General features: G+C 67.2%; 12 protein-coding genes and 1 tRNA gene. 7 read left to right on the top strand and 6 right to left on the bottom strand.

What is annotated here, in order from left to right; genetic code table 11:
- Positions 1-7 precede the first annotated feature (7 nt).
- The gene (locus D9V32_RS04565; RefSeq protein ID WP_121647718.1) at positions 8-1,207 is read left to right on the top strand and encodes a PucR family transcriptional regulator; all 1,200 of its coding nucleotides are present in this window, start codon (positions 8-10) and stop codon (positions 1,205-1,207) included.
- Here D9V32_RS04565 and D9V32_RS04560 read toward each other — a convergent pair.
- Positions 1,204-1,878, bottom strand: a complete 675-nt coding sequence (locus D9V32_RS04560) for an NAD(P)H-dependent oxidoreductase (RefSeq protein WP_183086178.1) — start codon at positions 1,876-1,878, stop codon at positions 1,204-1,206. The genes D9V32_RS04565 and D9V32_RS04560 overlap by 4 nt on opposite strands.
- A gap of 86 nt (positions 1,879-1,964) precedes the next feature.
- The gene (locus tag D9V32_RS04555) at positions 1,965-3,257 is read right to left on the bottom strand and encodes an MFS transporter (protein ID WP_342772565.1); all 1,293 of its coding nucleotides are present in this window, start codon (positions 3,255-3,257) and stop codon (positions 1,965-1,967) included.
- Positions 3,258-3,340: 83 nt separating this feature from the next.
- Here D9V32_RS04555 and D9V32_RS04550 point away from each other — a divergent pair, with 83 nt between their 5' ends.
- The 5 genes from D9V32_RS04550 to D9V32_RS04530 all read left to right on the top strand — a co-directional run bounded on the left by D9V32_RS04550 (position 3,341) and on the right by D9V32_RS04530 (position 7,582).
- Positions 3,341-3,907, top strand: a complete 567-nt coding sequence (locus D9V32_RS04550) for a TetR/AcrR family transcriptional regulator (RefSeq protein WP_121647715.1) — start codon at positions 3,341-3,343, stop codon at positions 3,905-3,907.
- 77 nt (positions 3,908-3,984) lie between these two features.
- Complete coding sequence (locus D9V32_RS04545; protein WP_121647714.1) at positions 3,985-4,920, top strand: ACP S-malonyltransferase; 936 nt, start codon at positions 3,985-3,987, stop codon at positions 4,918-4,920.
- Positions 4,917-5,921, top strand: coding sequence for a beta-ketoacyl-ACP synthase III (locus tag D9V32_RS04540; protein ID WP_121647713.1), 1,005 nt, complete (start codon positions 4,917-4,919; stop codon positions 5,919-5,921). Before D9V32_RS04545 ends, D9V32_RS04540 begins: the two co-directional genes overlap by 4 nt.
- A gap of 80 nt (positions 5,922-6,001) precedes the next feature.
- Positions 6,002-6,250, top strand: coding sequence for an acyl carrier protein (locus tag D9V32_RS04535; RefSeq protein ID WP_030143644.1), 249 nt, complete (start codon positions 6,002-6,004; stop codon positions 6,248-6,250).
- 90 nt (positions 6,251-6,340) lie between these two features.
- A complete protein-coding gene (locus D9V32_RS04530; protein ID WP_121647712.1) occupies positions 6,341-7,582 on the top strand; it encodes a beta-ketoacyl-[acyl-carrier-protein] synthase family protein in 1,242 nt (413 codons plus the stop codon).
- A 60-nt stretch (positions 7,583-7,642) separates the two neighbouring features.
- Here the strand turns inward: D9V32_RS04530 and D9V32_RS04525 are convergent, their stop codons facing one another.
- Positions 7,643-8,122 carry a DUF3145 domain-containing protein gene (locus D9V32_RS04525; protein WP_121647711.1) on the bottom strand — a complete coding sequence of 160 codons (480 nt, stop codon included), beginning with the start codon at positions 8,120-8,122 and terminating at the stop codon, positions 7,643-7,645.
- 210 nt (positions 8,123-8,332) lie between these two features.
- Here D9V32_RS04525 and D9V32_RS04520 point away from each other — a divergent pair, with 210 nt between their 5' ends.
- A complete protein-coding gene (locus tag D9V32_RS04520) occupies positions 8,333-8,926 on the top strand; it encodes a PadR family transcriptional regulator (protein ID WP_121647710.1) in 594 nt (197 codons plus the stop codon).
- Between the two features lie 46 nt (positions 8,927-8,972).
- On the opposite strand, the gene D9V32_RS04515 is transcribed toward D9V32_RS04520, so the two are convergent.
- The 3 genes from D9V32_RS04515 to D9V32_RS04505 form a co-directional block, all read right to left on the bottom strand.
- Positions 8,973-9,632 carry a hypothetical protein gene (locus tag D9V32_RS04515; protein WP_121647709.1) on the bottom strand — a complete coding sequence of 220 codons (660 nt, stop codon included), beginning with the start codon at positions 9,630-9,632 and terminating at the stop codon, positions 8,973-8,975.
- 109 nt (positions 9,633-9,741) lie between these two features.
- Positions 9,742-9,815: transfer RNA gene (locus D9V32_RS04510), tRNA-Ile, on the bottom strand.
- 74 nt (positions 9,816-9,889) lie between these two features.
- Positions 9,890-11,146, bottom strand: coding sequence for a glycosyltransferase (locus tag D9V32_RS04505; RefSeq protein WP_245982054.1), 1,257 nt, complete (start codon positions 11,144-11,146; stop codon positions 9,890-9,892).
- Positions 11,147-11,292: the final 146 nt, after the last annotated feature.

Raw genomic sequence — 11,292 nt, 5'->3', positions numbered from 1 at the left:
ACACCAGATGAAGGAGCGTACCAAGGCAGAGACCCTGGCCTGGCTGCGTCGGATTTCCGGCGAGCTGGCCACGGTCACCCTCGGCAAGCTTGAAGAGGACCTGCCCTGGTACGCGGAGATGCCGCCCGGGCGACGATCGGCCGTTGGCCTCGTCGCCCAGGCGGGCATCACCTCCTTCATCTCCTGGTACGACGATCCCCGGTCTACCCCGTGGATCGCGGCCGACGTGTTCGGGGCGGCTCCGCGTGAGCTGCTGCGATCCGTCAGCCTGCAGCAGACGCTGCAACTGATTCGCATCACCGTCGAGGTGGTGGAGGATCGCGTGAAGAGCGGCGGACAGGGCCTCCGCGAGGCCATCCTGCTGTACTCCCGCGAAATCGCCTTTGCCGCGGCCGACGTCTACGCCCGCGCCGCCGAGGCGCGCGGCCTCTGGGACGCCCGCCTCGAAGCCCTCGTGGTGGACTCCATCCTCGCCGGCGAGGCCGATGACGAGCTGCCCAGCCGCATCGCCGCCCTCGGCTGGCACGGCCACGGTGAGGTCGCCGTCCTGGTGGGTACGACTCCCCCGCAGCTCGACGTCGATCACCTCCGCCGCGCCGCGCGCCACATGGCCGCCGACGTTCTCATCGGCGTGCAGGGCGGCCGTCTCGTGCTCGTGATCGGGCGCTCCACGCCGCGCGATCAGATTCCGGATGAGGAAACCATCGGCACCTCTCCGGCCAAAACATTCTTTGAAATCGCGGGCCAGCTGGCCCCGATGTTTGGTACCGGCCACCTGGTGCTCGGCCCCGAGGTGGGCACCCTCGTCGAGGCTTCCCGCAGCGCCCGCGCCGCGCTGGCCGGCTTCGCCGTGGCGCGCTCCTGGCGTAACGCCCCGCGCCCCGTCGCGGCGGATGACCTCCTGCCCGAGCGCGCCCTCGCCGGCGACCCCATCGCCCGGCAGACCCTCATCGAGAAGGTGTACCGCCCGCTGCAGGCGCACTCAAACGAACTGGTTCTCACGCTCTGGTGCTACCTCGATAACGGCCGATCCCTTGAAGCCACCGCCCGCGAGCTGTTTGTGCACCCCAACACCGTGCGCTATCGCCTCAAGCGCGTCTCCGAGGTCATCGGCTGGGACGCCACCGGCGCGCGCGAGGCACTCATCCTGCAGTCCGCGCTCATACTCGGCTCCATCGGCGAGCCCGAGCCCCGGCGCAAGCGCTAGTTCTCGTTCTCGTTCTCGTTCTGACTCAAAGGCTTTCGCAAGTGCGCCGAGTCGCGCAGTCGCGCGTACCGCTGCTCAATGCGCCGAAGAACGCGCTCACGTGATTGCGCGCCTCGCTGAGCCGACCGGTCAATGACGATCGAGGAGAATCGGCGGATACCGATCAGTCGGAACGTTCCCCGCCCGAGGATGCGCGTGGCCGGTTGCCCAAACCATGCCCGATACAGGGGCGTGGGAGTGTGCAGCACCTGAATCACGCTCACGCCGCGCAGTCTTGTGAGCAGACGTGTGGGGAGCGAACCGGGCTTTTCCTCCTCGAATGCATACCCCTTGGTGAGTACGCGATCAAGGAAACCCTTTGTGAGGGCGGGCATTGCCATCCACCACACGGGGAAGATCAGCACGAGATGATCGGCGGCATCCAGCCGGGCCTGCAGGGCAAGCACATCGGCGCGGGGTGCGGCCCTGGTGCGCCAGGCCCGCAAATCCTCGGCGTTCAGCACCGGATCGAAGCCCTCGCGGTGGAGATCGAGCACGTCGGTGGTGTGCCCGCCACGGTGCAGGCCGGCGAGTACGCGGTCAAGCGCGGCGGCCGCCAGGCTGCGCTCGTGAGGAACGTTTCGGCCGGAATCGGCACCGTACGGGTGATCAAAAATGATGAGCGCGTGCACGGGCAATCTCCTCGAATCGTGGTGGTCCTCGCCAGTATGCCCCACGGATTCAGAATCCGTGGGGCAGTGACGCAGAAAGACGGGGGCTAGTGCCCGGGCGCGGGCTCCACGTCTGCCCGCGGGCACACCGCGGGTGCCAGCACCACCGCGACCGCCACCACGGCGAGCACCACGATCATGGCCGAGCGCAGGCCATAGTGCTCGCCAAGGAAGCCGAGCATCGGCGGGCCCACGAGGAACGCGATGTACCCGGTCGTGGCCACGGCGCTCACGCGGCGTGCGGGGTCTTCCCCGGGCTCACCCGTGTCGCCGGCCGCGGAGATGGTGAGCGGGAAGCCCAGTGACGCACCGAGGCCCCAGAAGAAGACGGCGATACCGGCCACCACGGGGTTGTCCACAAACACCACAATGGCGATGCCGAGGGCTCCGGCAACGGCGCTCGCGCGCACCACCGCCACGCGGCCGAAGCGGTCAATCACGGCGCCGCCGGCGAACCGGCCGATGGTCATCGCCAGGGCGAAACCGGCAAACACCAGCGAACCCCAGGCCGGGTCATAGCCGTGGCCATCCACCATGAGCAGCGGCAGCCAGTCGTTCGCGGCGCCCTCCGCGAGGGCCATCGCGAGCACGATGGCGCCGATGATGAGCAGGCGGGAGTCCTTCCACAGCGGTCGGCGTACCGGGTAAACGGTCGCGATGCTGCCGGTCTCGGTGGTGCCACGCTGACGGCCGAAGCCGCTCGGTACGTAGCGAATGCCCCAGGCGATGGGGATCAGGCAGATCGCGGCGATGATCGCCATGTGCGCGGGCACGGGGAAGTCGATCGCGGTAAAGAGGATGCCGAGGCTCGCGCCGACCACGGTACCGAGCGAGAACGCGCCGTGCAGGTAGGGCAGGAAGGAACGGCCGGAGAGCCGCTCGACCTCCGCACCCTCGACGTTCATCGCGATCTCCGCGAGCCCCTGACCCGCACCGAATACCGCGAGGCCGATAAACGCGCCGATACCGCTACCGAGCAGCACGCCACCGCCGATGAGCGCGACTCCCCCGACGATGAGCAGCAGGCCCAGCAGGGTGACGGGCTTGGTGCCCAATCGTCGCACGAGCGGAGCCGAACCGAGGATACCCGCCATCGAGCCGATCGACAGGCCAAAGAGAATGAGCCCCATCTGCGCGGTGGAGGCCTCCAGCTGATCGCGTACCGCGGGGGTGCGAGTGATCCAGGAGGCGAGGGAAATACCGGGGATGAAGAAGAAGGCGAGGAGGGCGAGGCGGCGGCGGGCCAGGTCGCGCGAAACGGGCGCGACCGAGGTCGTGGCGGAGGTCATCGAGGGATCCTTGTGGGGCGAGGCGGCGGGGTGACGGCGGCTGTGGCGCACCGGACACCGTGAGGTGTACAAGCGTACACCTATCGGACACGTGCGGTAAAGTGTCCGAGAAGACCACGATCAAAGGACCATGGATGGCCGTCGCCCACCGCCCGAAAGATCCCCAGCGCCGCGAGAAGATCATCGCCGCCACCCTGGACGTGATCGCCGAGCACGGCATCTCCGGCACCACCCACCGTCGTATCGCCGCGGCCGCCGAGGTGCCCCTCGGTTCGATGACCTACTACTTCACCGGCTTGGAGGAACTCCTCACCGAGGCGTTCATGCTGCTCGCGACCACCACGTCGGCGCGCTACGTCGAAATCCTCGATGCGGCCACCACCCGGGCTGAGGCGCGCGAGGCCATGGTCGAGATCATTACGGGCGACATCTGGGAGACCCCGCGCACGCTGACCCTCAGCTACGAGCTCTACGCGTTCAGCATCAAGAATGAGCGCGTACGCGAGGTGATTCGGCACTGGATGTCGCAGAGTCGCGTGGCCATCGGCCGCCACTTTGACCCGATGACCACCTATGCGCTCGACGCCGCGATCGAGGGTCTCACCATCCACCGCTCATTCCAGCCCGAAATTACGTTGGATATGGTGCGCGAGATCGTGGATCGGCTCACCCGAAACGATGCTCCCACGGCGAGCCTGTAGGACTCCACCAAACAAATTTCGATTTTTTATGAGAGAGTCAACACCGAAAGCGGCCCAACCCTTGGCAAGATAGAGGGGTGATTGTACTTGTGTGTCCCGGACAGGGATCTCAGACCCCCGGCTTCCTGACCCCCTGGCTCGAGCTCCCCGGCGCTCGCGAGCAGCTGGAGCGCTACTCCGCAGCCTCCGGCGTCGACCTGATCGAGCACGGCACCGTCTCGGACGCCGACACGATCCGCGACACCGCCATCGCCCAGCCGCTGATCGTGGCCGCGAGCCTGCTGGCCCTCAGCGCCCTGCGCGACGCCGCACCGGATGCCGCCATCGGTGGCGTCGCCGGCCACTCCGTGGGTGAGATTGCCGCCGCAGCCGCCACCGGCGTTCTGAGCGACACCGACGCCCTGACCTTCGTGGCCGCCCGTGCGCGCGCCATGGCCGCCGCGGCCGCCGTCGTGCCCACCGGCATGAGCGCGGTCCTCGGTGGTGGCGATGAGGTTGTCGAGACCGCTGCCGCCGCCGTTGGGCTCTCCCCCGCCAACTACAACGGTGGCGGACAGATCGTCGTCGCCGGAGAGTTTGACGGCCTCGAGGCCCTCGCCGCGACCCCGCCCGCCGGTGCACGCGTGATTCCGCTGCAGGTGGCCGGCGCATTCCACACCCGCTACATGGAATCCGCCCGCGAGACCCTGAAGTCCGTGGCCGCCGAGGTCACCCCGGCAGACCCCACCCTGCCGCTGTGGACGAACAACGACGGCCGCCAGGTCACCTCCGGTCAGGAGTTCCTCGACCTCCTGGTCACCCAGGTCGCCTCCCCGGTACGCTGGGATCGCTGCATGGAATCCTTCGCCGAGGCCGGTATCACCGGCCTGATCGAGCTGGCCCCCGCCGGCGCCCTGGTGGGTCTTGCCCGCCGCGGCCTGAAGGGCGTCCCCACCGTAGCGATCAAGTCCCCGAGCGATATTGCCGCAGCCGTCGAGCTGCTCACCGCACACGCGGAAGGAAACGCATCATGACCCGTCCCCAGCTTCGTCAGTCCACCGGAGTCCCCTTCACCCGCATCCTCGGCATGGGTGCGGCCCGCGGTGACCTCGTTGTCCCCAACTCGGAGATCATCGAGCCGATCAACTCCTCGGATGAGTGGATCCAGCAGCGCACCGGCGTGATCACCCGTCACCGCGCCTCCGCCGATGTCCTCGCGATCGACCTCGCCACCGAGGCCGCGATGGAGGCCGTTGCGAACGCCGGCATTGAGCCGAGCCAGGTTGACCTCGTCATCATCGCGACGATCAGCAACGTGCAGCAGACCCCCTCGATGGCCACCGTCGTCGCCGACCGCATCGGGGCAAACCCCGCCGCGGCCTACGACTTCAACGCCGCCTGCGCCGGTTACGCCTACGCCGTAGCCCAGGCCGACGCCCTCATCCGTGCCGGTGCCGCACACTACGCCGTAGTCGTGGGTGCCGAGAAGCTTTCGGACATCATCGACCCCACCGACCGCAGCATCTCGTTCCTGCTGGGTGACGGTGCCGGTGCGGCCGTGATCGGCCCCTCGGAGTACCCCGGCATCGCCGCAACCGTCTGGGGTTCGGACGGCGCAAACGCCGACAAGGTGGGCATGAACGCCACCCTGATCGAGTACCGCGACGGCAAGGCACCCTGGCCGACCCTGCGCCAGGAGGGCCCCTCGGTCTTCCGCTGGGCCGTCTGGGAAATGGCCAAGGTTGCCCGCGAGGCCCTCGAGGTTGCCGGCATCACCGCCGATGACCTCGCCGCCTTCATCCCGCACCAGGCAAACATGCGCATCGTGGATGAGTTCGCGAAGCAGCTCAAGCTTCCGGAGTCGGTGATTATCGCCCGCGATATCGCCACCACCGGTAACACCTCGGCCGCCTCTATCCCGCTGGCGGCTCACCGCCTGCTGCAGGAAAACCCGCAGCTTTCCGGCGGATACGCCCTGCAGATCGGTTTCGGAGCCGGTCTCGCGTTTGGCGCACAGGTGGTCGTACTTCCGTAGCCGTCGGCACGTTATTGCCGCAAACCCGTGTGATTCGAATACACTGTACGACGGTCACTCGATATTCAAGGAGAAAAATAATGGCACTGTCCACCGAAGAAGTACTCGCCGGCCTGGCTGAGCTGGTCAACGACGAGACCGGTATCGCCGCCGATCAGGTGGCTCTGGAGAAGTCGTTCACCGACGACCTCGACATCGACTCGATCTCGATGATGACCATCGTGGTCAACGCCGAGGAGAAGTTCGACGTGAAGATTCCGGACGACGAGGTCAAGAACCTGAAGACCGTCGGCGACGCCGTCAGCTTCATCGTTTCCGCTCAGGCGTAAGTCCCTCGGGAATTGCTCAGGCCCGGCCACAGGCCGGGCCTGATCTGCCCACACCCCCCTTTCTTTTATTCTGACGAAAGAGTTCATCGAATGACCAAGCGAATCGTCATCACCGGTATCGGCATCACCAGCCCGCTCGGTGGCACCACCGACGAAACCTGGACCAACCTTCTGGCCGGCGCATCCGGAGCCTCCCCCCTCGAGCAGGAGTGGGTTGAGCAGCTCGGACTTCCGGTCACCTTCGCCGCTCAGGCCGCTACCAAGTCCGCCGACGTTCTTGCCCGCCAGGAAGTTAAGCGCCTGGACCCCTCGAGCCAGTTTGCCCTGACCGCCGCGCGTGAGGCGTGGGCGGATGCCGGCACCCCCGAGGTTGACCCCGAGCGTCTGCTCGTCGACTGGGCCACCGGAATCGGTGGCGTCTGGACCCTGCTTGACGCCTGGGACACCCTGCGCGAAAAGGGCCCGCGTCGCGTGCTCCCCATGACCGTTCCGATGCTGATGCCCAACGGCCCCGCCGCCGCCATCGGCATGGACCTCGGCGCCCGCGGCGGCGAGCGTACCGTCGTGTCGGCCTGCGCCTCGAGCACCGAGTCCCTGGCCAACGCCTATGACCACCTGCAGCAGGGTCTCGCCGACGTCGTGATCGCCGGTGGATCCGAGGCCGCGATTCACCCGCTGCCCCTGGCCTCGTTTGCCGCAATGCAGGCGCTGTCCAAGCGCAACGATGACCCGAAGATTGCCTCGCGCCCCTACGACGTCGACCGTGACGGATTCGTGCTGGGCGAGGGTGCAGCCGCCCTCATCGTCGAGACCCTGGAGCACGCCCTCGCGCGCGGCGCCAAGATCTACGCCGAGCTGCTGGGTGGCGCCGTCACCTCCGACGCGTACCACATCACCGCTCCGGACCCCGAGGGTACCGCAGCAGCGCGCGCAATGCGTGCCGCGGTCGAGAACGCCGGTTACTCGCTGGATGAGGTGGGCCACATCAACGCCCACGCCACCTCGACCCCGGTCGGCGACATCGCCGAGTACAACGCGCTGCTCGCCGTCTTCGGCGACCGTCTCTCGGAGATTCCGGTCACCGCGACCAAGGCGTCCACCGGTCACCTCCTCGGCGGTGCCGGCGCGATCGAGGCCGCGTTCACCGCGAAGGCCCTGGCCGAGAAGGTCATCCCGCCGACCATCAACCTGGACAACCAGGACCCGGCGATCCCGCTCGACGTCGTGACCGAGCCGCGCCCGCTGGGCGATGAGCCCGTGCTCGCGATCTCGAACTCGTTCGGCTTCGGCGGACACAACGCCGTGGTGGCCCTGCGTACCTACGTGGCGTAGTCTCCCCCACACAAGAGTGCGGCCCCGATCACTGATCGGGGCCGCACTCTTTTTTCCGCCCTAGCCAACGCGGTGCAGCCAGGTGACGCGCCCCTGCTCCCCCGCATCGCGGAAGACGTCGAGCTCCCGATCCCAGGAGGATCCGAGAAGCTGCTCGATGCGCTCGTGGAGGCGATGGGGCTGATCCACGGCCTCGGCGAGGGCGAGTCGCAGTCGGTTTTCACTGACCACCACGTTGCCACCGGCATCGATCTGTGCGGTGTACATGCCCTGGTCGGGTGTGAACATCCAGCGGTGGCCGTCGCAACTGGGGGTGGCATCCTCGGTGACCTCAAAGCGCATCTGATCCCAGGCGTGGAGGGCGGAGGCGAGGCGTGCCCCGGTACCGGGTGCGCCGCTCCAGGAGAACTCCGCGCGCAGCGCACCACGCTGCACTGGCTGATCCGACCAGTCGAGGCCGAGCGCACGACCAATAACGCCTCCGACCGCCCACTCGATGTGGGCGCGGAAGGCGCGCGGCGCGGAGTGGATGAATACCATCCCCCGGCCCTCTATTCCTTTGTTTTGCCCGGACACGAGATTCCCTTCGTTTGTGGTGATGCGTCTTCCCCAACGCACCCAAACGGGATTTCCTGTGCCCACCGGACCCAACAGTGCCATTATGTGCAGATCCCCGCGAAAGCCGCAAGCATTTTCGTATGGCCTTCCCTATACTCGGTAGAAGATAACCGTAACGAGGGAGGGAGCCAGATGTCCGTTCGGGGTTCGCTGATCGCCATTCTGACCCTCGGTCCGGCCTATGGCCTCCAGATTCGCGATGAGCTGATCGCTCGCGCCCCGCACCGCGCGGGCATCAACGTGGGCCAGATCTACGGCACGCTGGATCGCCTCCTCACCGGTGGCCTCGTGCGGTCCGCGGGCCTCACCGATGACGCACTCCCGCTGTACTCGCTCAGCCCCAGCGGCTGGGACGCCGCCGCCGAGTGGATGCGCAGCCCCGAGCGCCCAGACAACCCGGACTGGGCAGACATGCTCGACCAGCTTCTCGTCACCGCCTCCCTCCCGGACAGCGAGGACAGCGTCCGTGCTCTCCTGGTCGCCTATCGCGCCGCGTGGAGTGCCTGGGCGGACACCGATGATACCGCCGATACCGCGGCCAAGACCGAGCGAGCCTCCCTCTTTGTCACCGCGGCCCGAACGGCGCAGACCGCGGCCGCCCTGGACTGGCTTACCCGCGTGGGCCCCGAACTGGCCTCGGGCCGTGCGCTGGTGCGCAGCGCCCGCCCAGCACGTCCGCGCCGTGGACGCAAGCCCGCGAGCACACTCCACGCAGACTCCGAGTAGCGGCACACCGGAGCCGAGCGGATCGCGCCACGGGGATCAGACGGGTCTAGCTGGCCACACAGTATTCGCGCGCGGCCTGCTGGGCGGGTGCCGAAGCGGTGGCGGGAAGGGTGAGCGCGCAGTCGATGATTCCGAGGTCGTCGGTCCCCCAGGTCGCATACGAGACCGGATAGGTCTTGCCCGGTTCGTTCTGACAGGTGACGGTGAAGCTGTGGTACTCGCGGCTCTGCGCGTAGTAGCCCAACAACCCCGGGGTCTGCGCGGTGCCCGCGAGGATCTCGGCGAAATTCGTTCGGTTGGGTGTTCCCGATTCGCGCACCGGAATGGGCGACTGATCGGATATCGCATCGTGCACCTCATTCATGTTCACCCAGCTCACCTCGTCACTCCAGATCAGGGCGGACTCGGTTGACTCCTCCCGGAGGTGCTCACGCACTCCGGGCGCACTGAAGCCGTCCACGAGCACGAGCGTGGGCTCATCGACGCTCGTGCCCTCGGGCGTCACGGTGGGGTCGGCACAGCGAGCGCCGACATCCGAGGCCACGGTGGCAATCACCTCGGGCAATGAGAGTTCCGCACTTTTCGCATCACCGTTGGTGGCCGTGCACCCGGTGAGAACGAGCGCGAGCGCTCCCAGTGTCACGGCGAGTGGGGCGAGGACGGATGAGCGCGGAGTTACCGAACGTTCGGCACGGGAGGGGAGCATCCCCTCAGCGTAGTGGCACCTCGGCTGCGGGGGCGCGCACCACCCTCGTACTGGGGGCACGTCCGTGCTGGCAGCCTCAGGAAACCGGAGGCACGCTGAACGGAAAAAGTAGGGCGGGCGGGACTTGAACCCGCGATCGTTCGGTTATGAGCCGAATGCCTTAACCAGCTTGGCTACCGCCCCAGGTTGCGTCCCCGAGGGAACACAACGGTCCCATCCTATCGCTCGGATACCCGGCGACACGACGAGCGAATCGGCTAGTCGGCCGACTGCTCCGCACCGATTTCGGTGACCGGGTCCACGACGTCCTCGCCGAGGTACAGGGCCTCGAACGTGTTGAGGGTGCGGTCGATGTCGTGCGGGGCGATCAGGCGCAGCGAGGCGTTCTTGAAGGCGTCCAGCTTGTCAGCGTCCGCGGTGAGAACATCGGTGAGCTTCTCGGCGAGGTCGGCCACGTTTCCAGGCTCGAACAGGTGACCGTTCTCACCGTCGTGCACGAGGTGCGGCAGCGCCATCGCGTTGGCCGCCACCACCGGCAGCGCGGTGGACATGGCCTCCATCGTCGCGATGGACTGCAGCTCGGCAATCGAGGGCATCGCGAACACTGTGGCGTCGGTGTAGGCCTGACGCAGCTCCTCGTCGGTCACGTAACCGGCGAAGTGCACGCGATCGCCAAGGCCCAGCTGCTCGACGAGCTCCTGCAGGGCCTTCTTCTGGTCTCCGCCACCGATGATAGTGAGCTTGGCGTCGAGGGCCGGATCGAGGCTTGCGACGGCGCGAATCAGCACGTCGATCTGCTTCTCACCGGTGATGCGCCCCACAAACAGGATGCGGTTCTCGGTGCGCGGGGCAAAGCTCGGTGTGTAGCGCGAGGAGTCGATACCGCAGGAAATGGCGTGAACATCGCGGATCGCGGTGTTGCGCTCGAGGAAGTCGGCGGCACGGCGGGTCGGGGTCGTCACCGACTCCGCACGGCCCAGCGCGCGCTCTGCCAGGCGCCAGGCCCAGGCGATGAGCTGCTTCTGGAATGCCTGCGGCACCATCGTGAACTCAAGCATGTTCTCGGGCATGACGTGGTTGGTTGCGACGATACGGATGCCGCGCTTCTGCGCCTGCACCGAGAGGCCGCGGCCGATCACGAAGAACGACTGCGAGTGCACCACATCGGGCTTCAGCTCGTCGAGGATGCGCGCCGCGTTGCGGTTGATCGTCCACGGCAGGGCAAAACGCAGCCAGTCGTGCGGGTACCAGCGGAAGCTAAACAGCCGGTGCACGGTCATGGTCTGACCCTCGTGGGGCTCCTGCCAGGTGCCGTGCCGGTAGGACGCGGCCGGGGCGACGACGTGCACGTCGTGCCCACGAGCAACCAGGCCGGCGGCGAGGCGTTCGGTGAATCGCGCCGCTCCGTTCACGTCGGGCGAGAACGTGTCGGTGCCGATCACGATACGCAGCGGCCGCCTTGCCGGAGTCGTCTCGGCGGGGAGCTCGGGACGGTTTTCGGTTGAGTCGGTCAAGTTTGAAATGCCTCCGTGATTGCCGGTGCTAGCCCGGACTGCTGAGGCGAAACTACCGCCTCGGGTCGCTCCATTCTACCCGGAGCCATACAGAATCTGAGCGTATTGCGCGCATGTAGCCGCCACAGATCACTCGCTGGGATGAT

It is taken from the genome of Mycetocola tolaasinivorans (assembly GCF_003667565.1).
Taxonomy (GTDB): domain Bacteria; phylum Actinomycetota; class Actinomycetes; order Actinomycetales; family Microbacteriaceae; genus Mycetocola; species Mycetocola tolaasinivorans.
This window is presented reverse-complemented; position numbering and strand designations above follow the sequence as displayed.